This window comes from Streptosporangium vulgare, from assembly GCF_042428775.1.
Lineage (GTDB): Bacteria > Actinomycetota > Actinomycetes > Streptosporangiales > Streptosporangiaceae > Streptosporangium > Streptosporangium vulgare.
The window spans coordinates 24,041-44,611 of record NZ_JBHMBS010000005.1 but is presented as its reverse complement, the minus strand read 5'-3'; the positions used below and the strand labels follow the sequence as shown (position 1 = coordinate 44,611).

Here is a 20,571-nt window from a genome sequence, read left to right as displayed (position 1 = left end):
GGGTCACTCGCCGTTCTCGACGTAATACCAGTTCTCCGGGCTGATCATCCCGAAGGGGTTGATCGGCTCGAATCCACGGATGTTGTTGGCGACCTCGAACAACCGCAGGGAGAAGTTCGGGATGAAGATGACGGGGACCTGCTCGGCGATGTAGTCCTGGTACTCGTAGAGCGCGGCGGGGTCGTCGCTGGTCAGGGTGCGGTCGATGAGCTCGTCGGCCTTCGGGTCGGTGTAGTGGCCGAAGTTGCCCCCGGCGTCGGTCCGGAAGAGGATCTCGCCGCTCGGGTAGTGGTAGACCCAGCCGCCGCCCCAGGTGCTCAGCTCCCACAGGCAGGGGCTGTCGGGCCCGACGACGCAGGGGGCGTCCTCGGCCACCAGGACCGAGCCGTAGACCTCCTGCAGCCGCAGCTCGATGCCGGCCTTGGCCGCGTCGTCACGGAACTGCTCCATCAGGCGGGTGAGCGCGGGGCGTCCCTCGGCGTACCTGAGGGAGAAGCTGAGTTTGGTCCCGCCGGGGATGTCCGCGCCGGCCTGGCCGGGGCCGGTGCCGGGGTTGACGCAGACCGCCGGTGTCGTGCTGGTGTCCCAGCCGTTCGCCTCCAGCAGCTCGCGGGCCCGCTCGGCGTCGAAGGGCAGGATCGGCGAACCCTGCAGGGTGGGCGAGACGAGGTCGCTCACCGGGTAGCGGGGCACCGGCCCGTCCTGCCGGTAGGCGTAGCCGTGGTAGATGTCGCGGGCCGCCCGGTCCTGGTCGAGCGCGTGCTGCATCGCCTGCCGGATGTAGGTCTGGGCGAGCATCTTGCCGGCGATGGTCGGGTTGTTGTAGTTGAGCGGGATGTAGCGGATGCAGAAGGCCGCCTGCGGGACCAGCGTGTAGTCGTCGCCCAGCGGGTTGGGGCCGCCCTTGGTGGGGTCGTCGGTCGGCTCGGTGCTGAAGCTCAGCGGGAGATAGCCGACCTGGATGCCGTCGGGCGCGTCCGGTCCCTCCAGCAGTTTCTGATACTCCTCTCCGTCGGACATGAAGGGGATCTGCCGGAACTCGTCCAGGTGCGGTTTGTTGGGCCCGGAGTAGTGCTCGTTGGGGACGAAGGTGACGACGCCCTCCATGGTGTAGCTCTTCAGCCGCCACGGGCCGCTCACCACGCTCCACACCGGGCTCGTCGCCCAGTGCACCCGGTCGGAGTTGTCCTCCTCGATGACGCCGCCGTTCTCGCCCATCAGGAAGTCGTAGACGGCGGCGACGTTCTCCAGGCCGTACGAGGCGTCGGACGGCCCGTCGGCGGTGCGGTCCCAGGCCTTGGGCATCGGGGTGATGGTGCTGAGCTGGTTCATCAGCACCCAGCGCTTGGAGTAGACCTTGTCGAAGGTGAAGTAGACCTTGTCCTCGGCGAGCTTGCCGTAGGAGACCAGGTTGTCGGGGAAGCAGCCCGGGACGTACTCGCCGTAGCGCTCGCCCTTGACGGCCATCATGTTCACCCAGAACAGCACGTTGTCCGCGCAGATCGTCTCGCCGTTGGACCACTTCCAGGGCTTGACGGTGACCGTGACGGTGAGGCCGTCCTCGCTCCACTGCGGGGGCTCGCCGATGCTGAGGTCGTAGTCGACCTCGGGGGTGCCGTGCGTGCCGAAGAAGTAGAGGGGCCGGTACATCAGGATCTGGAACTCGAGCAGGTTGCGGGTGCCGAAGCGCTCGGGCGGGGTGAAGGGGAAGATGATGGACGGGGGGAATCCGGGGGCGCAGGCCCAGGTCACCGTGCCGCCCTTGACGGGCTTCTCCACGTTCGGGCGGGCGATGGTGTTCAGGGTCATGGTCAGCTCTCAGTCCTCTGGTGCGGAAGCGTGAAGGTGTCGGGGTCGATCTCTTCGAGGAGGGAGACGCCGCTGCTCGCGTGGGCGCCGTAGCGCTCCCACGTCTCGTGGAGCAGGACGCGTCCGTCGGGGAGCAGTTCGGGGGTGCTGCGGCAGTGGCCCGACACGACGGCGCCGTTGTCGAGGACCATCGTGTAGGCGAAGTCGAGGGTGCCGTCGGGGGCGCAGAGCCCGGTGAGGGTCCCCCGGCGGGCGTGGCCGCCGGAGAACTCGCCCCACAGCAGGTCGCCCTCCTGGCGGTACAGGGCGATCGGGTGCTTCTCCCCGGAGGGGACGCCGCCGGTGGTGAAGCGGCGCCCGTTGTAGTCGATCATGAGCGGGCCGCCCTGAGTTCGAGGGTGCAGCACTTGGCGCTGCCGCCGGACTTCAGCAGCTCGGAGAGCTCGACGCCGATGGGTTCGTAGCCGCGCTCGCGCAGCTCGCCCATGAGGTGGGTGGCCGCGGGCGGCAGCAGGACGTGGCGTCCGTCGGAGACGGCGTTCAGCCCGAACACCTCGGCGTCGGCCTCGTTGGCGATGATCGCGTCGGGGTACAGGACGCGCAGCACGCCCTGGCTCTCCCTGGAGAAGGCCCCCGGGTAGTACATGATCTGGTCGCGGTCGAGCACGGCCAGCGCGGTGTCGAGGTGGTAGAAGCGCGGGTCGACCAGCCTCAGCCCGGCCACGGGCATCCCGAAGAACTTCTCCGCCTCGCGGTGGGAGCGGATGTCGGTACGGAAGCCGGTGCCGGCGAGCAGGTACCTTCCCGCGTGCAGGTAGTCGCCCTCGCCCTCGTTGACGAAGACCGCCTCACGGGTCTGGTAGCCGCGGGCGCGGAACCACTCCAGGTAGGCGGGGCCCTCGGCGACCCGCTCCTCGTGGCGGAACCTCGCCGACAGCACCCTGCCGTTGATCACCGTCGCGCCGTTGGCGGCGAAGACCATGTCGGGGTAGCCGGGCAGCGGCTCGATGAACTCCACCTGGTGGCCCAGGGCGCGGAAGGCGCGCAGCAGGCCGTCCCACTGGAGCCTGGCCAGCGCGCCGTCGACCGGCTTGCCGGGGTCCATCCAGGGGTTGATGGAGTAGACGACGTCGAAGTGGGTGGGCGGGCACATCAGGTAGCGACGGGTGCGGGCGACCCGCAGGGTGCGCTGCGGCGCCTCCTCGGCCAGCTGTGTCATGACAGTTCTCCGTCCTGGACGAGGGTGACCTTGATCTTGGAGGCGTAGTCGAGCATCGTCTCCCTGGCGTCCTCCAGGGAGGTGCCGGTGGTGCCCAGGAAGCCGAGGATGCTGTTGCCCTCCGGCGGGCGCCGGACGACGTCCCCGGGGCTGGCGGTGATCTTGAGGAAGAACACCTTCTCGGACTCGGAGACCTCGGCCGGCACGTCGATCGCGGTGATCCGGCCCGCGTCGCACATCAGGCACATCGCGGTGATGTGGACGCCGGTCGGCCGGTAGTGGCGCACCCTCGGCGCCGCGCCGCGGGCCACGTCCATCACGGCGCGGATCGGGTTGTGCGCGGCGGTGATCCCGGCGATGAGGTCCAGCCCACCGCCGCCGGGCCTGATCGCGATCTCCAGCAGGTACGGCTCGCCCCGGTGGAAGCGCACCTCGGCGTGCAGCACGCTGCGCCGCAGCCCCTGGGAGTGCGCGCCGGCCCTGACCACGCGGTGCACCGCCTCCACCTGCTCGGTGGTGAGCGCGGTCGGCCCGTGGTGCACGTCGTCGTCGAAGGTGCCTCCCTCGACGGTGATGCGGTCCACGATGGAGCCGAGGTAGACCTCGCCGTCCCAGGCCACGGCCTCGATGAGGAACTCGTCCCCGTCGAGGAAGGCCTCGACCAGCAGGCCGTGCGGGCCGAGGTCGAGGCCGTGGGCCTCCATCTCGAACCACGACATCCCCTCGATGCCGGCCAGCGCCTGGGGGAACAGCTCCGCCATCTCCTCCGCGTCGTCGATCTTGAACACGAAGTTGCTCGCGGCGCCCAGGGTGGGCTTGAGGATGACCGGGTAGCCGAAGTCGTCGGCGGCGCCGAGCGCCGCGTCCAGCTCGGTGACGAAGCGGAAGTCCGGGTGCGGCGCGTCGTACCTGCGGTGCGCCTCGCGCATCAGCAGCTTGTTGCGGCTGGTCCTGGCCGCCTCGACGCCCACACCCGGCAGCCCGAGCGCCTCGGCGACGGCCGCGACCGTGGTCACGCCCGACTCGGAGAAGGTGATGATCCCGTCGAAGCGCTCCTGCTCGTGCCACTCCTTGGCCTCGGTGATGAGGTCGTCGATGTTCTGCGAGCCCACGACGCGGTAGCGGTCGGCGGGCCAGAAGTCCGGGGTGCCGATGCCGTTGAGCACGTAGAGCTCGGCGCCGTAGTCCTGGACCTGCTGGTAGCGGGAGCGGTAGTAGGTGGCGTTCTGTCGGGCTTCCATGGCGAGGAGTTTCATCGGGGGCTCCCGGGCAGTCGCGGTAGCAGGAAGGCGTCGATCGTCTCGGCGGAGGTGTCGAGGGTGAGCTCGACACCGGCCGCCTCGGCCTCGGCCGCGACGTCGATGAGGATGGGGGCGGCGCAGGAGAGGAAGGCGCGCACCTCCATCAGGAGGTCGCCGGGCTCGTCGCGCTCGGCGGTGAGCAGCCTCCCGAGCTGGGTGACGATGCCGTCCGCCGCCCTGGTCAGGCTGAACGAGGTGAGGTCGTAGCAGAGGCGGAACCTCTCGACGACCACCGCGGCCCGGCGGCGCCCGGCGTCGGTGACCTTGAGCTCCTCCCCCGGGTCGGTGACGAGGGTGTCGAGGCGGTCGGCGAGCGCGTTCCACGGCTCGCGCAGCCTGCGGGCGGTGACCTTGTCGAGCCCCTCCCGGGTGAAGTTGGCCCGCTGGTCCTCCGGGCAGGTCAGGGCGAGGTAGAAGCGGACCAGGTCGCGCGGCACCTCGGCGACCAGGTCGGCGCCGCGGATGAGGTGGCCCCGGCTGGTGGAGAACTTCTCGTTCTCCAGCTCGTAGAACTCGTTGCAGACGTTGGCGTCGGGGGTGATGTAGCGGTCGCCGTGGGCGAGCAGCATGACCAGGTCGACCATGCCCCAGAAGTAGACGTTGTCGAACCCGTGGAAGTAGACGAGGCTGTTGCCGCTCTCCGCGCGCCAGGCCTGGTCGACGGGGCCCTCGGGCTCGCCGGCCGCCTTCCAGGTGCTGTAGATCGAGGCGGGCATCGCCTCGACCCACGGGTAGAGGATCTGGCCGGGCGTCTCGGCGAACGGGGCGTCGATCCCCCAGCCGGGCGACGGCACCGTGATCGGGATCTCCGGGAGCGGCCGGGCCAGGATCTCGCGGATGAGCTGCCTGCTGTGTCCCCTCCAGGTGTTCTCGCGGGCGGCGTAGTAGGCGGTGAGCTCCTCCCGGTAGTTCTCGATGGGCAGGACCAGGACGGTGACCTCGCGCGAGGTCACCGGGTCGGCGGGGTCGAGGACCGAGCGCGGGTCGCCCAGGTCGTCGAAGTGGTTGGGGTGGCCGCAGCCCTCGCACGACCCGCCGCAGCTCTCGGTCAGGCAGGCCGGGCACTCGCCCTTGACCAGCCCGTCGAACAGGTAGGTGCCCGCGTTCTCCGCGTACGGCATGCGCACGGTCCGCGTCTCGAACCGGCCCTGCTCGTGGAGGGCGGTGACGAAGTCGAGCACGGTCTTGCGGTAGGTGTCGTCGATGGGCGGCATCGGGGCCAGGGAGATGCCCATCGCCTCGACCGACCGCTGGATGGCGGCGGTGGAGGCCGAGCACAGCTCGGCGGGCGTGGTGCCCTGCCTGCGGGCGGTCGAGATCATGTACGACTGGCTGTCGTCGGTGCAGGTGTTGTAGTTGACGGGGCGGCCGTCGGCCCGCAGGTAGCGGGCGTAGACGTCGCCGGCGACGTAGGGGCCCGCCATGTGACCGACGTGCAGGTCTCCGTTGGGCGTCGGCGTCGCGGCGATGACGATCGTCTCCGTCATTTCTCCTCCTGGTGACGGCTCTCGAACACGCGGGTCATGTCGTGGTCCCACCAGATGCCGTACATCTCGAAGATCTCGGTGCCGTCGTTGACGACCTGGTGGTCGGTGCCGGGCGGGAAGTAGGCGACGTCCCCGGCGGAGAAGGGGGCGCGCTCGCCCTCGCTCTCCAGGACCGCCTCGCCGGAGACGGCGATGAAGATCTCGTACTCGTGGTGGGCGTGCCGGGTCGAGGCGGTGCCGGGTGCGATGACGCACCAGGCACCCTCGAACGGCGCGTTCAGCGTCTCCCAGGGCATCAGCCGCTTGGCGAGCAGGCCGTTGTCCTGGCGCAGGTGGGCGGGGTCATAGGAACGGAGGTCCACGGGGGTTCTCCTCGGAGGATTCGGCGGGGGTCAGAAGAGATCAGGAGGCGATCGGGAGGGCGAACGGCGCCAGGAGCTCGGCGGCGGCGTTGCTGCCCTGGATGTCGGAGACGATCTCCTCCGCCCGGTTGGCCAGCGTGCTGAGCAGGGAGTCGGCGATGCCGTGCGTGTCCTCGTTCACGCCCTGCAGGTAGCAGGAGGCGCCCGAGCCGGCGGGCAGGGAGAGCTTGTAGAAGCGGTCGACGCCGATCTCGCCGAGGCCGGCCCTGGCGGCGAGGTCGCGGATCAGCCCGGGCATCCGGCGGTCGAAGCCGGTGCCGAGCAGCAGGACGTCGCAGGGCAGCTCGTCGTAGCCGCCGCTCTTCCTGTCCTGGAGGGTGAGGACGATCTCGTCGCCCTCCAGCCTGGCCCCGGCGATCTCGGCCATCGTGATCATCCGGATCCTCTCCTGACCGGTGAGGCGCTCCAGGTAGATCTGCCGGTAGAGGTTCTCCAGCAGGCCCGGGGACAGTCCCGCGTAGTTGGTGCGGTGCATCTCACCGAGGAGCTGGCGCCGCGCGTCGGGGCGCGACCGGTGGAACTCGTCGACGAAGGAGGCGTAGAAGAGCTCGTTGGTGAACTTGCTGCTCTCGTAGCCGTTGAGGCCGATGGAGCGCATCACCATCGTGCACTGGGCGTTGGGCATGTTCTGGTGGGTGGCCCACAGCATCTCGGCCGCGCTCTGCGCGCCGCCGATGACCGCGACCCGGTGCGGGGCGTCGTGGTCGAGCCCGGCGATCCCCTGGCTGTACTGGGTGCTGTGGATGATCCGCTCGCGGGGAAGCGTGCCGAACACCTCGGGGATGTGCGCGTCGCGGCCGGCGCCGACCACCAGGGTGCGGCAGCCGATGGTCGAGCCGTCGGCGAGCTGGACGACCCAGCGCTCGACGCCGCCGTCCTCGGTCAGGACCGGCTCGACGGCCACGCAGCGCCGGTCGTACTCGATGCGCACCTGGGCGAGCGACTCCGCCACCCAGAGCAGGTAGTTCGAGATCTCCATTCTGTACGGGGTGAAACTGCCCAGATTGACGAATTCACTGAGCCTTCCCACGGAGTGCAGGTGGTTCACGAAGGAGAATCTGCTCTGCGGATTTCTCAGCGTGACCAGGTCCTTGAGAAAGGAGACCTGGCTCTGGGTCCAGGGCAGCAGCATTCCCCGCTGCCAGACCACGTTCTCGTGCTGCTCTATGATCAGCGTTCTGGTGGCCAGTTCCGGAGCGAGCTCTTCGAGGGCCACGGCGAGGGCGAGGTTGGACGGCCCTGCGCCGAGGGCGAGTAACTCGACTTCCTGGTGCTTCACGGTGGTCGCCTCCCGGACGACTTCTCGGGCGCGGTGCCCGTGACGAATGGTTTCTGGGTTTCTCCTGGTCGGCTCACTGCCAGCCGGCTCCGCCGGCCGGGACGAGGGCCGCGGTGGCCGCGAGGCCGGCCCTCGTCCCGGGAACGGGAGTGGCGGTGAGCGGGTGGGCGCCGAGGGTGGGGGCGATGGAACGGAATGTGGTGCTCATGGTTCTTCTTTCCTTTCGGCCGGCGATTCTCGGCGCCCTTTTCCTGTTTCACGGGAGCTCTCCGGATTAGCTTTTCCGGATATTTCCCGCTTCGTTCTGACACTTCGATTCTTGGCCGATCCGAGTGGGTTCCGGAAGTACCGGAGCCTGTCAGCGCGCTGCAATGGCAGGACGCTGACAGGCCTCCTCGTCGAACGCCTCAAGGCGCCCGAGCGCGAGGTCGAGATCGGTGCCGCAGGCCACCAGCGACCAGCCGGAGAGCGCGGGCACGACGCCGAGGGCGCGCAGGCACAACCGGGCCGCCGCGCTCTCGGCCTCGTCGAGGGTGGGCCTGCGGATGAAGAGACCGAGGTGGATTCCGGCGGGATGCTCCTCGCCGTAGATGTGCTCTATCCCGTCGGCGGGCTCCGCCAGCACCAGGAGCAGATGCCGGAGCTCACGCGCGGGTATCCGCCCGCCGGCCGGGGCCGGACGGCCTTCGATCTCGGGGGCGCGCAGGCGCGCGTTGATGAGATACATGAATCGACCGTGGTTCGCGCGCGGCGAATCCACCAGGTGTTTCCCCTGGCAGGTCCGTGGCGTGGCAGGATCATGCCATCGCGCGGCGCCCCCGCGTCCCGGCTCCGGAGGCCCCCGGACGGTGCCTCGCGAACCTCCGGGATCCCCGCTTTCCGAGGGTCCTCGGCGGGCGGCGCGCACGCCTCCGTTCACGGCGCGGAGCAGGCCCTGAAGGGTCTTGGGGGGTCGGCGTGTTTCGGGAGAAACCAGGGCGATCGCGTAACCCGGTCATCACTGCCCCCGGCTAGTTTCAGACTGTGATCGTCGTGGGCCCCGCCCATCGGATCGCGTCTCGGTCATGCTCGAACCGTGGAGGGGTCGTGCTCATGCTGCTTGGCATCGGGTCCGCCGAGGAAACCGTCTACCGCACCATCCTGGAGAACCCCTCGTACGGGGTGACCGAGCTGAGCCTGGAGCTGGGATGGCCGGTCCACCGGATCCGCGCCACCCTGGACGAGCTGGCCAAGCTCTCGCTCCTGCGCCCCTCGTGGGAGGAGCCGGACGTGCTGCGCCTGGTCCGCCCCGAGGTGGGGCTGGCCGCGCTGCTGGCCCGGGAGGAGGCCGCGCTGCTGGCGAAGCAGCAGGAGATCGAGCGGAGCCGTACGGCCGTCGCCCAGATGATCGCGGCCTACGGCGACCACAACCCGGCGCGCCCGGGTGACGGCTCCGAGTCGCTCGTCGGCATCGACACGATCCGCAACCGGATCGAGGAGCTGGTCTCCGAGTGCCGTCAGGAGCTGCTCGGGTTCGAACCCAAGAGCGCCCAGACCGCGGAGAACCTCGCGGCGAGCCGCCCGCTGGACGAGTCCCTGCTCGACCGCGGCGTGGCGATCCGCATCGTCTACCCCGACAGCGTCCGCAACGACCAGGCCACCACCGGGTACGCGACCTGGCTCACCGGGAACGGCGGCCAGGTCCGCACCACCCCCGGCCTGCCGCTTCGGATGCTCATCTTCGACCGGCGGGCGGCCCTGCTGCCGACGGACCCCGCCGACAGCAGCGTCGGGGCGGTCCTGCTGCACGGGGCGGGCGTCGTCGCCGCCCTGATCGCCCTGTTCGAGCAGACCTGGGGTGCCGCCAGCCCTCTCGGCGAGGAGCGCAGGCGCGACGAGAAGGGCCTCAGCGGCCAGGAGCGCGAGGTGCTCCGCCTGCTCTCGACGGGACTGACCGACGAGGCGGTGGCCCGCAGGCTCGACGTCTCGGTGCGCACCCTGCGGCGCGTCACCGCCGAGCTGATGGAACGGCTCGACGCCCGCAGCCGCTTCCAGGCCGGATACCTCGCGGCCGCCAGGGGATGGCTGCCGTCCTGCCTGTGACCACGCTCACGAGCCGCCCGGGTCCTCCGTCGCCCGGCGGCGACGCGGCACACGGAACCGGCCCCGGCCCTGCCCTCGGCTCCGGTTCCGGCTCCGCCCCTGGTTCCGGTCCTGGTTCCGGTCCCGGCCTTGACCTCGGCTCCGGTTCCGGTTCCCGCTTCGGCCCCGGCCCTGCTTCCGGCCCCGGCTCCGGTCCCGGCTCCGGCGTGAACGAGGTTCATCTCGCCGCGGGGAGCGCCGAGCCGTCCATCGGGCCGCCGGGACTGTAGACCACGCACATGACGTCGCGGTCGCCCCCGGCCCAGGTCTCCCTGGTCGGCAGGATCGGGTAGAAGTTCAGCCCCGAGGCCGCCTCGCCCCTCCAGTGGCTGTCGAACCCCCGCCGGCAGCTCCGCCACGCGAACGCGCTCAGCGCGGCCTGATCCCACCCGCCCTCGGGAGCGTGCACGAAGCCGTACGACTGGTTGGCCGCCCGCTCGTGGCAGGGCGTGTACAACACGACGACCTCGCCCTCCTCCTCGGAGTAGGCCGGGTCGGTGAAGCACTCCCCCGCCTCGATGTGCAGGATGCCGCTCGTCCGCGCGGTGACGAAGGTCTCGTCCTTGATCGTCGGTCCGGCCGCCCCCGTCGCGGTCGGCGGCGGGACCAGTGTCCCGAGCGCCACGAGGCCGAGGAGCAGGGTCCGGCGACGGGCGGGCCGACGGGGGCCGGCCTGGCGGGTGACGGTCAACGGGACATCCTGTTCCTCGTGAAGCGGCTCCTCACCCGGGGAGCGACTCCGCTGTTCGACGGCTGGTCGGCCACACCATAGGCGTGGTCCGCGGAACGGGCGGGCAACGGCGGGTGGCGGGCGCGCGGACTTCCGGCGACATCGGCGGTACGGCCGGGGCCACAGGTTCCAGAGGGAACATGTTCATTCAGACGCAAGCCTCCATACAGGCATTTGACGATCTTTTCTGGATCAATACGGACGTCCGCCGCACTCCCTCGGCGGACAGTGATTCCTCCCCCGGAAAAGAGCTCATGATGGGCGAAGTCAACATGCCCCGGCCCACCGGATCCCGGCGAACGAAGCTGTCGGCCGCGGGCGCGGGCGTGCTGCTCCTCGGCGGCCTCGCGTTCGGCCCGGTGGCGTTCGGCGCCGCCGCGCCGCCGAAATATCCCGCCGCCGACATCCACAAGCCCTCCCCCATGCCCGACCGCGTCATCCTCACCCCGACCACCACTCCGTCGACCAGCCAGAAGGTCACCTGGCGGGCCGTGGCCGACGCCGAGTCCGCGCAGGCGGAGATCCTCGAGGCCCCGCGCGCGCTCGGCTCGGTGGCACCGGCCGCGGGCGCGGTGGCCAACGTCAGGGCGACCAGCACCACCCCGGTCAACACCACCCTCGGGTACGCCTCCATCTACCACACGGTGGAGTTCACCGGCCTGAAGCCGAACACCCGGTACACCTACCGGGTCGGCGACGGCACCAACTGGGCCGAGTGGAGCGACTTCACCACCGCGGCGGCCGTCCTCCAGCCGTTCTCGTTCATCTACTACGGCGACGCGCAGAACTACATCGACTCGGCGGTGCCGCGCGTCTTCCGCCAGGCGTTCGCCGACCGCCCGCAGGCGAAGATGATCGTCAACGCCGGTGACCTCATCGACTCCGCGAACAGCGAGGAGCAGTGGGGCCAGTGGTACAAGGCCGCCGGCTTCATCGACGGCCAGGTCAACAACCTCTCGATCCCCGGCAACCACGAGTACAGCGGCGGGCTGTCCGCCTTCTGGCGGCCGCAGTTCCCCTATCCGGACAACGGGCCGGGCAACCCCGAGCTGAAGCAGACCGCCTACACCGTCGACTACCAGGGCGTGCGCTTCATCGGCCTGGACTCCAACGTGCAGGGCACCCCGGCCCTGATGGCCGCGCAGTCCACCTGGCTGGAGGGCCTGCTCAAGAACAACCCGAACAAGTGGACGGTGGTGACCCTCCACCACCCCGTCTACTCCACCACCGGCACCCGCAACAACCCCGCCGTACGTGACCAGTGGGGCCCGCTGTTCGAGAAGTACGGTGTGGACCTGGTCCTGCAGGGCCACGACCACTCCTACGGCCGCGGCAACGTGGCGACCGCCCGCAAGTCGGTCACGGTCAACAACGGCGTCGCCTACGTCGTGTCGGTCTCCGGCGGCAAGATGTACGCCCTCAACAACGGCGAGAACTGGACCGGCAACGGCGCCGAGGTCGTCAGCAAGAGCCAGAACACCCAGCTCTACCAGCTGATCGACGTCGAGGCCGACCGCATCACGTTCGAGGCCCGCTACGCCAACGGCGAGCACCACGACGGCTTCGTCATCCGCAAGAACAAGGCGGGCGAGCGCACGGTCAACGAGCTCCGCACCCCGGAGAACACCGTCGGCGAGCAGGTCACCGTCGACAGGACCACCGTCGGGACGCGCGGCGAGCTCAAGATCTCCGCGTACGGCTACGACCCGGGCGAGCGCGTGTCCGTCTACCTGCGCAAGGCCGATGACCGCGACAGGGGACACGGGCACGACAGGGACGACTCGATCGGCGTCCGGACCGCCGACGAGCTGGGCCGCCTGACCTACACCTTCAGGCTGCCGGGCAAGGCGAAGAAGGGCGACACCTACGTGGTGTACCTGGACAGCGCCAACCAGAAGATCACCAGCCCGGTCGTCACGGTCACCAGGTAGTGGCCTCCCCGGGCGCGGGGCGGCCGTGACGGCGGCCCCGCGCCCGGGGGTACCGGCGCGCCACGCCCGGGTCATGCCGGAGTCGCGCAGGAGCCGGAGTCATGCCGGAGCCGTGCCGAAACCAGCGACGCGCCGGAGCCGTACCGGAGCCGTGCCGAAATCCGCGACGCGCCGGAGTCGTGCGAACAGGAGATCCGTTGAGAATCCACACCCGCGTGCTGGCGGGCACGCTGCTCGTCTGTGTCCTGGGCGGCTGGGCGTCCCCCGCCATGTCCGCCGCCGCCCACCCCTTCGGGCCACCGTCCACCGCCCGGATCGGGGCAGACGGCTCGCGCGTGACCATCTCGTGGTTCGCGGCCGAGGACGACTGGGTCGCGCTCGGCCAGTCGATCGGGGCGTTCGAGGACCCGGCCACCGGCACCGTGACGACGGAGCTGACCGGTGAGCAGAAACTGGAGCGGTCGCCGGCCCTGCGTACCTACCTGCTGGACCGGGTCACGGTCGCCCAGGGCGGCCGGCGGTGTGAGAGCCGGCTGGAGGAGCTCCGGGAGCTGGTCACCGCCGGCGCCCGGTTCGTCTTCGACTGTCAGAGCCCGGTCACGCAGCTGGACGTCACCGTCGCCGCCCTGACCGACCTCAACAAGGCGTACCGGACGATGCTCGTCGCGGAGACGCCCGCGACTCCCGGGCGGACGCTTCTCACCGAGGCCGAGAGCACCCGGCGCCTGACCTTCTCCGGCGCGGGCGGGAGCGGCCCGCCCCCGGGGACGACGAGCGTCGTCGTCGGAGCCGCCGTACTGCTGGCCGGAGCGGGGGTGTTCGCCGCGTTGTGGAGGCGGCGCGGGACGGGCGGGCGGTCGTGACGGAGTTCGGCGGCTTCGAGAGCCGGTTCGTCTCGCTCTTCGACGACAGGGGTGTCTTCTGGGCGGCCCTCGCCGTCGCGCTCGTCGCCGGAGCCCTGCACGCGGTCGCCCCCGGCCACGGCAAGAGCGTCACGGCGGCCTACCTGGTCGGCACCCGGGGCGGTTACCGCGACGCGCTGCGCCTGGGAGTCATCGTGGCGCTGATGCACACCTTCTCGGTGCTGATGCTGGCGTTCGCCTGGGTGGGACTGAGCGGCGCCGCGAGTTTCGGCACGAAGGACGTCACCGCCTGGATGCAGGTCGCGGCCGGACTGGTCACGATCGGCGTGGGAGCCCACCTCACCTACCGCCACCTGCGGGAACGGAACCGGCACCAGCCGCGAACCCACCACGAGCACGGGCATGGGCACGGCCACGGCCACGGGCATGGGCATCAGGTCGAGGACGGGACGGATCCCTGGTCGCGCCGGGGCCTCGTCGCGCTCGCCCTCTCCGGCGGGTTGCTGCCCTCGCCGTCGGCCTTCGTCGTCCTGATGAGCGGGCTGCTCACCGGCCGGGCCTTCGACGCCGTCGTGCTCGTCGCCGCCTTCGGCCTGGGGATGGCCCTCACCCTGACCGGCGTGGGCGTCGTGACGATCCGTGGGTACGCGCTGCTGGCCCGGGGAGCCCGCGGGTGGTCACGGGCCTCCGCCGCACTGGCCTGGGCTCCGGCCGCCGCCGGAGTCGTGGTCTCCTTCGCCGGTGGTCTCTATCTCGTCGCGGCGATAAGCGCCGTGACCGGCTGAACGGCGCGTCGGGAGGACCGCGAGCGGCGCCGCCGGACGACACCGGCGTGCCGCGGCGGGAATCCGGTCGGGCCCGTCCCACCTCCGTCCCACAACGAGATGATCACCGCACGTCAACAGCATGATCATCTCTCATCGCCCCAACCGCTCCACCGTGATTGCGAGACGGGTTCGCGCGTAGAGGTCCCCGCACGCCCCCGCACGAACGGCCACCGACGACATCGCCGGCGGCCGTCGGCGCGCGGCGGCCGGTCAGGGTTCGTAGGCGCGCGAGCGGGGCCACCAGCCGGGCACCGCCGCGCGGTACCTCTCGTACTCGGCGCCGAACGCGCGGCGCAGGACCGGCTCCTCGTACCAGCGGACGAACGCGACGACCGGCACGGCCGCGACGGCGGCGTACAGCAGGAGGACCGGGCGGCCCAGGAGCAGCGCCTGCCCGATGATGATCGCGAAGACCGCCACGTACATCGGGTTGCGGACGTGCCCGTAGAGTCCGCCGACGACCAGGTGCTCGGTGGGGGCGATCGGGGCGGGGGTGCCGAGGCCCTCCACGACGAACCGGACGAACGCCCCGACCAGCACCGCGGTCCCGGCGAGGACGAGTGCCGCGCCGGCGAGACGCAGGGGCAGCGCGATCCAGGACGGCGCCGCGGACAGGAAGTCCCCCACCTCCCAGTGGGTGATCCACCAGGGCAGCAGCCCGGCGACAGTGCCCGGTGCCAGCGCGAAGAAGATCGTGGTCCCGACGGCGGCGGGCGTCCTGCGCATCGCGCCACACTCCCGTGACAGGCCGCCGGAGGCGTACGACCGTCGCCGGCGGCGATTAATTCATTGTGTGTTGACTTTAAGATCGAACCGGAAGAGGCGTCAAGGGTCAGCACGCCCTCACGGCCATCTGGGTGAAATATGCCTGAAAGGGAAGATTCATATGAGGTACGGCCTCACGGAGGAAATGCGTTAACCCCGTGCACGTAGGCTGTCCCGGGCCCGCAGGGCACGTACACATGGGGGAAGACATTGATCTCGTCCGCAAAGGCCGCAGGCTCCGCCGTTCGGGGCGAAGATAGGCCGGAACCGGCCAGCATGCCTAACATGATCACGCAGGATCATGTTAGGCATGTCCCAGATCGTGAAGCGGGCCTTCAAATACCGCTTCCACCCGACCCCCGAGCAAGCGGATCTACTGGTCCGCACGTTCGGGTGTGTCCGGCTGATCTGGAACAAGGCGCTGGCCGAACGCAACCGCCGCTACACAGACGAGCGCGTCTCGACCTCGTACGTGGAAACCTCCAAATGGCTGACCGCGTGGAAGCAGGACCCGCACCTGGAGTTCCTGCGCGAGGTGTCGAACGTGCCGCTCCAGCAGGCGCTTCGGCAACAGCAGGTGGCGTTCAACAACTTCTTCGCCAAGCGTGCCCGCTATCCGCGTTTCAAGTCCAAGCGCACGTCGCGGGCATCGGCGACGTTCCAGAACAACGCCTTCTCGTTTCGGGAAGGCGTGCTGAAGCTGGCGAAGATGGACGCGCCACTGGCCATCGTGTGGTCGCGTCCTCTGCCGGCGGGGGCGCAGCCGTCCACGGTGACGGTCTCTCGCGACGCGGCCGGGCGCTGGTTTGTGTCACTGCTGGTCGAAGAGAAGACCAGCCCGCTCGCGCCCGTCGAGCAGACGGTCGGGATCGACGCCGGGCTGAATCATCTACTCACATTCTCCACCGGAGAGAAGATCTCCAACCCGCGCCACGAGCGGGCCGACCGCGAACGGCTGGCCAAGGCGCAGCGCGAGTTGTCGCGCAAGACGAAGGGCAGCGCGAACCGGGTCAAGGCAAAGGTGAAGGTGGCCCGCGCCCATGCCCGGATCGCCGATCGGTGGCGGGACTTCCTGCACAAGGTCACCACTCGATTGGTGCGCGAGAACCAAACGCTCGCGATCGAGGACCTGACCGTCCGCAACATGGTGCGCAACCACTCTTTGGCGCGCGCCATCTCCGACGCCTCATGGCGGGAGTTCCGCTCGATGCTGGAGTACGAGGCCCAGTGGTACGGGCGCGAACTCGTGGTCGTGGACCGGTGGTTCCCGTCCTCGAAACTGTGCTCTGCGCGCGGTTGTGGCCACGTCAACGAGTCGATGCCGTTGAGCGTCCGGTCGTGGACCTGTCCCGCTTGCGGGACATCTCACGACCGGGACGTGAACGCGGCCAGAAACATTCTCGCGGCCGGGCTGGTCGAGAGGTAAAACGCCTGCGGAGGGCTGGTAAGACCGGTCCCGGAGGCTTCCGGGGAGGCACGGCCCGATGAAACAGGAAACCCCTGGGGCGACCCTGGGAATCCCCTCCCTTCAGGGAGGGGAGAAGGTCAATCCGTTACCGGCCGACACCGGCGTGCCGCCGCGAGCGCTCCTGCCCGGAGGGACCGCGCCGCAGGCCAGGACGTTGCTGGACATCCTCGACCAGACCACGCGACGTCACCCTCACGCGCTCGCCCTGGACGACGGGCGGACCCGTCTCGACTACACCGGGCTGCGCGCCGAGGCGGGCCGGATGGCCCTGGAGCTCCGGGCGGCCGGGGTCGGGCGCGGCGACCGCGTCGGGGTGCGGATCCCCTCCGGCACCGTCGGCCTGTACGTCGCGATCGTCGCCGTGCTCACCGCCGGGGCCGCCTACGTCCCGGTGGACGCCGACGACCCCGACGAGCGGGCTGAGCTGGTCTTCGGCGAGGCGCGGGTCCGCGCCGTCATCGGCGACGGCGGGAAGATCACCCCCTACGGCGACCCGTTCGAGCACCTGGACGCCCCCTCCCCCGGCGACGCCACGGCACGCGGGACCGACCGTGACGGGCACGTCGGCGGGAAAGCCGCCGAGCACGGCGCCGACTGTGAGATTGGCCACTCCGAAGGACTCACCAAGGGACACTCCGAGGGGCACGCCGGGGAACACACCGGAGGACGCGCCCTCACCTCGGTCCCCCGCCCCGAGCGCCTCGCGCCGGAGCCCCTGCGCACCGGCGGATCGGAGCTCGACTACGCGGCGGAGCTGCACGGCATCGGTCGCGATGCCGCCCGCGCCACCGGAAGCACCGGGAGCACCGGGAGCACCGGGAGCACTGTCCCGGCGTCCCGGCGCAAGGACACGGTCACCGCGCGAGGCGGGGATTCCGTGACGTACGGGAGCCGGGACAGGGAGCGGGAGCGGAGCCGGGGCAGCGGGCGGCCGGGTCCCGAGGACGACGCGTGGATCATCTTCACCTCCGGGTCCACCGGCAGGCCCAAGGGCGTCGCGGTGACCCACCGCAACGCGGCGGCGTTCGTGGACGCCGAGGCGCGGCTCTTCCTCACCGGGGAGCCCATCGGGCCCGGCGACCGGGTGCTCGCGGGGCTGTCGGTGGCGTTCGACGCCTCCTGCGAGGAGATGTGGCTCGCCTGGCGCTACGGCGGCTGCCTGGTGGCGGCGCCGCGCGCGCTGGTGCGCACCGGCATGGACCTGGGGCCGTGGCTGCTGGACATGGGCATCACGGTCGTGTCGACCGTGCCGACCCTGGCGGCGCTCTGGCCGGTCGAGACGCTCGACGACGTACGGCTGCTGATCTTCGGCGGCGAGGCGTGCCCGCCGGAGCTGGCCGAGCGGCTCGCCGTGCCGGGACGCGAGGTGTGGAACACCTACGGCCCGACCGAGGCGACGGTGGTGGCGTGCGCGGCGCCGCTGACCGGGGAGGGCCCGGTGCGGATCGGGCTGCCGCTGGCGGGCTGGGACCTCGCCGTCGTCGGCAAGGACGGCGAGCCGGTGGCGATGGGCGAGACCGGCGAGCTGGTCATCGGCGGGGTCGGGCTCGCCAGGTACCTGGACCCGGCCAAGGACGCGGAGAAGTACGCGCCGCTCGCGTCGCTCGGCTGGGAGCGCGCCTACCGCAGCGGCGACCTGGTGCGGGCGGAACCCGAAGGGTTGATCTTCGTCGGGCGGGCCGACGAGCAGATCAAGCTCGGCGGGCGCAGGATCGAGCTGGGCGAGGTGGACGCGGCGCTGCAGGCGCTGCCCGGGGTCGCCGGGGCGGCCTCGGCGGTCCGCACGACCGGCGGGGGCCACCAGCTGCTCGTCGGCTACGTCGTGCCCGGCGAGGAGTTCGACCAGGAGGACGCCAGGGACCGCCTCCGCCACTCCCTGCCCGCCGCGCTGGTCCCCAGGATCGCCCTGGTGGACGAGCTCCCGACGCGCACCTCCGGGAAGATCGACAGGGACGCCCTGCCCTGGCCGCTGCCCAAGAAGGCCGGGACGCCCGAGGCGGGGGTGCCGGACGTCGACCCGTGGGTGGCCGAGTGCTGGCTGGACATCCTGGGCGGCGTCGAGGGCGACTTCTTCGCCGAGGGCGGCACCAGCCTCGCGGCGGCGCGGCTGGTCTCCACGCTGCGGACCCGCTACCCGGCGGTCACGGTCGGCGACGTCTACGACAACCCGACGCTGTCCCGGCTCGGCAGGCACCTGTCGGCGCTCGACGCGCCGGAGATCGTGACCACCGACCGGATCGTCACGCCGATGCCGCGCCGTGCCGCGATCGCGCAGGCGGCGCTCACCGTGCCGCTGCTCAGCGTCGGCGCGCTGCGCTGGGTGGTGGCGCTGGCCGCGCTGAACAACCTGGTGGCCCTGCCCTGGGCCCCGGTCGTCTCGTGGTGGTGGGTGCTCGCGGGCGCGCTGCTGTTCGTCAGCCCCGCGGGGCGGATCGCGCTCGCCGCGGGCGGCGCCCGGCTGCTGCTGCGCGACCTCAAGCCCGGCACGTACCCCAGGGGCGGCGGCACGCACCTGCGGCTGTGGTTCGCCGAGCGGCTCTCCGAGCGGCTCGGGGTGGGCGAGGTGTCCACCGCCCCCTGGCTCACCCACTACGCGCGGGCGCTCGGCGCCCAGGTCGGCGACGACGCGGACCTGCACTCGATGCCGCCGATCACCGGGATGCTCAAGCTGGGCAGGTACGCGGCCGTCGAGCCCGAGGTCGACCTGAACGGCTACTGGATCGACGGCGACCAGGTGCACGTCGGCGAGATCAAGATCGGCGCCTCCGCCACGGTCGGCGCCAGGACGACCCTCTTCCCCGGGGCGAAGATCGGCAAGAACGCGCAGGTCGCGCCCGGTTCGGCGGTGGCGGGCCCGGTGCCGTCCGGGGAACGCTGGGCGGGCGTGCCCGCGAGCCGGATGGGCAAGGCCCGCCCGCCGTCCGCCGCCCGCCCGCCGCGCTCGTGGCACTGGGCGACGGTCTACGGGCTGTCCGCGCTGGTCCTGGGCGTCCTCCCGGTGATCGCCGCGCTGCCGGGCCTCGCCGTCCTGCTGCGCGACGGCGCTCCCACCCTGGCCTCCGTCCTGTACGGGGTGCCCCTGGCCACCGTCGTCTCGATGGCCGCCTTCGCCCTGCTGACCGTGGTATCGGTGCGGCTGCTGTCCGTCGGCCTGCACGCCGGGCAGCACCCGGTGCACAGCCGTCAGGCCTGGCAGGCGTGGGCGACGGGCCTGCTGATGTCGATGGCGCGGGTCTGGCTGTTCCCGCTGTACGCGAGCATGGTCACCCCCGCCTGGCTGCGCGCCCTGGGCATGAAGGTCGGCCGGGACGTGGAGCTGTCGACCGTGCTGGCGCTGCCCTCGATGACCTCGGTGGGCGACGGCGCCTTCCTCGCCGACGACACGATGGTCGCGCCGTACGAGCTGGAGGGCGGGCGGCTGCGGGTCGACCACGTGCGGATCGGCAAGCGCGCGTTCCTCGGCAACTCGGGCATGACCGCGCCGGGGCGCAAGGTGCCCAAGGACGGGCTGGTCGCGGTGCTGTCGGCGGCGCCGAAGAAGGCCAAGGCGGGCTCGTCGTACCTGGGGATGCCCCCGGTGGAGCTGCGCAGGGCCGCGGAGGAGGGCGACCGCAGCCGCACCTACGACCCGCCGCCGAGGCTGAGGTTCGCCCGCGCCGCGGTGGAGGTGTGCCGCGTGGTGCCGGTGATGTGCACGGTCGCGGTGGCCGTGCTCGTCGCGGCGGCCCTGGAGTGGCTCGCGGGGGCGTACGGCTTCGCGGCGGCGGCGGCCCTGTCGGGCGTGGCGGTGCTGGGCGGCGGGGTGCTCGCCGCGGCGACGGCGACCGTGGCCAAGTGGGTCCTGGTGGGCCGGATCGCGGTGGGCGACCGGCCGCTGTGGAGCTCGTTCGTGTGGCGCAACGAGCTGGCCGACACCTTCGTGGAGGTGCTGGCCGCGCCCTGGTTCGCCCAGCGCTGGCTGGGGACGGCGCCGCTGAACCTGTGGCTGCGCTCCCTGGGCGCCCGCGTGGGCCGGGGGGTGTGGTGCGAGACCTACTGGCTGCCGGAGGTCGACCTGGTCGGTTTGGGTGACGGGGTGACGGTGAACCGGGGATGCGTGTTGCAGACCCACCTGTTCCACGACCGGGTGATGAGCATCGATACTGTCCTCATGCGGGACGGCTCCACCCTCGGACCCCACGGGGTGGTCCTGCCCGCGGCGACGATCGGGGAGAACACCACGGTGGGACCGGCGTCCCTGGTGATGCGCGGCGAGTCCGTGCCCGCCGGGACCCGCTGGTTCGGCAACCCGATCGCGGCGTGGGCCCGGCGATAGCGCACGAGTGACACTCGATCGCGACGTGGGCCCG

The 20,571-nt window shown here is 71.1% G+C and carries 16 protein-coding genes and 1 pseudogene; 6 read left to right on the top strand and 11 right to left on the bottom strand.

What is annotated here, in order from left to right:
• Positions 1-3: 3 nt before the first annotated feature.
• The 9 genes from ACFFRH_RS12280 to ACFFRH_RS12240 form a co-directional block, all read right to left on the bottom strand.
• Positions 4-1,809 carry an ABC transporter substrate-binding protein gene (locus ACFFRH_RS12280; protein ID WP_386156266.1) on the bottom strand — a complete coding sequence of 602 codons (1,806 nt, stop codon included), beginning with the start codon at positions 1,807-1,809 and terminating at the stop codon, positions 4-6.
• Positions 1,810-1,811: 2 nt separating this feature from the next.
• Complete coding sequence (locus ACFFRH_RS12275) at positions 1,812-2,183, bottom strand: avidin-fold protein (protein ID WP_344748410.1); 372 nt, start codon at positions 2,181-2,183, stop codon at positions 1,812-1,814.
• Positions 2,180-3,028, bottom strand: a complete 849-nt coding sequence (ddaH, locus tag ACFFRH_RS12270) for a dimethylargininase (RefSeq protein ID WP_344748411.1) — start codon at positions 3,026-3,028, stop codon at positions 2,180-2,182. The genes ACFFRH_RS12275 and ddaH overlap by 4 nt, the downstream gene beginning before the upstream one ends.
• Positions 3,025-4,269 (bottom strand): ATP-grasp domain-containing protein, encoded by a 1,245-nt coding sequence (locus tag ACFFRH_RS12265; RefSeq protein ID WP_386156263.1) that lies wholly within the window; start codon positions 4,267-4,269, stop codon positions 3,025-3,027. Before ACFFRH_RS12265 ends, ddaH begins: the two co-directional genes overlap by 4 nt.
• Before the next feature lie 11 nt (positions 4,270-4,280).
• Entirely contained in the window at positions 4,281-5,816 is a 1,536-nt protein-coding gene (locus ACFFRH_RS12260) for a class I tRNA ligase family protein (protein WP_344748413.1), read from the bottom strand.
• On the bottom strand, positions 5,813-6,178 hold the full coding sequence (locus ACFFRH_RS12255; protein ID WP_344748414.1) for a cupin domain-containing protein: 366 nt from the start codon (positions 6,176-6,178) through the stop codon (positions 5,813-5,815). The genes ACFFRH_RS12260 and ACFFRH_RS12255 overlap by 4 nt, the downstream gene beginning before the upstream one ends.
• A 40-nt stretch (positions 6,179-6,218) precedes the next feature.
• Positions 6,219-7,517, bottom strand: a complete 1,299-nt coding sequence (locus ACFFRH_RS12250) for a SidA/IucD/PvdA family monooxygenase (protein WP_344748415.1) — start codon at positions 7,515-7,517, stop codon at positions 6,219-6,221.
• A 73-nt stretch (positions 7,518-7,590) separates the two neighbouring features.
• On the bottom strand, positions 7,591-7,725 hold the full coding sequence (locus ACFFRH_RS12245; RefSeq protein WP_344748416.1) for a hypothetical protein: 135 nt from the start codon (positions 7,723-7,725) through the stop codon (positions 7,591-7,593).
• Between the two features lie 150 nt (positions 7,726-7,875).
• Entirely contained in the window at positions 7,876-8,244 is a 369-nt protein-coding gene (locus ACFFRH_RS12240; protein ID WP_344743193.1) for a hypothetical protein, read from the bottom strand.
• 365 nt (positions 8,245-8,609) lie between these two features.
• On the opposite strand from ACFFRH_RS12240, the gene ACFFRH_RS12235 reads away from it, so the two are divergent.
• Entirely contained in the window at positions 8,610-9,599 is a 990-nt protein-coding gene (locus ACFFRH_RS12235) for a LuxR C-terminal-related transcriptional regulator (RefSeq protein ID WP_344748420.1), read from the top strand.
• A 217-nt stretch (positions 9,600-9,816) separates the two neighbouring features.
• Here ACFFRH_RS12235 and ACFFRH_RS12230 read toward each other — a convergent pair whose 3' ends face one another.
• Positions 9,817-10,329: a hypothetical protein gene (locus tag ACFFRH_RS12230; RefSeq protein WP_344743192.1), complete on the bottom strand. Its 513-nt coding sequence runs from the start codon at positions 10,327-10,329 to the stop codon at positions 9,817-9,819.
• A gap of 296 nt (positions 10,330-10,625) precedes the next feature.
• On the opposite strand from ACFFRH_RS12230, the gene ACFFRH_RS12225 reads away from it, so the two are divergent.
• The 3 genes from ACFFRH_RS12225 to ACFFRH_RS12215 all read left to right on the top strand — a co-directional run bounded on the left by ACFFRH_RS12225 (position 10,626) and on the right by ACFFRH_RS12215 (position 13,947).
• Positions 10,626-12,299 carry a purple acid phosphatase family protein gene (locus tag ACFFRH_RS12225; RefSeq protein ID WP_344743191.1) on the top strand — a complete coding sequence of 558 codons (1,674 nt, stop codon included), beginning with the start codon at positions 10,626-10,628 and terminating at the stop codon, positions 12,297-12,299.
• A 197-nt stretch (positions 12,300-12,496) separates the two neighbouring features.
• On the top strand, positions 12,497-13,162 hold the full coding sequence (locus ACFFRH_RS12220; RefSeq protein ID WP_344743190.1) for a hypothetical protein: 666 nt from the start codon (positions 12,497-12,499) through the stop codon (positions 13,160-13,162).
• The gene (locus ACFFRH_RS12215; protein ID WP_386156258.1) at positions 13,159-13,947 is read left to right on the top strand and encodes a nickel/cobalt transporter; all 789 of its coding nucleotides are present in this window, start codon (positions 13,159-13,161) and stop codon (positions 13,945-13,947) included. Before ACFFRH_RS12220 ends, ACFFRH_RS12215 begins: the two co-directional genes overlap by 4 nt.
• 252 nt (positions 13,948-14,199) lie before the next feature.
• On the opposite strand, the gene ACFFRH_RS12210 is transcribed toward ACFFRH_RS12215, so the two are convergent.
• Entirely contained in the window at positions 14,200-14,715 is a 516-nt protein-coding gene (locus tag ACFFRH_RS12210; protein ID WP_344743188.1) for a methyltransferase family protein, read from the bottom strand.
• Between the two features lie 349 nt (positions 14,716-15,064).
• Between ACFFRH_RS12210 and ACFFRH_RS12205 the strand changes: the two are divergent.
• Together ACFFRH_RS12205 and ACFFRH_RS12200 are read left to right on the top strand one after the other, a co-directional pair.
• Positions 15,065-16,265 (top strand): annotated as a pseudogene (locus ACFFRH_RS12205) (RNA-guided endonuclease InsQ/TnpB family protein); the annotation flags it as partial.
• On the top strand, positions 16,239-20,537 hold the full coding sequence (locus ACFFRH_RS12200; protein ID WP_344743186.1) for a Pls/PosA family non-ribosomal peptide synthetase: 4,299 nt from the start codon (positions 16,239-16,241) through the stop codon (positions 20,535-20,537). The pseudogene ACFFRH_RS12205 and the gene ACFFRH_RS12200, both read left to right, overlap by 27 nt.
• Positions 20,538-20,571: the final 34 nt, after the last annotated feature.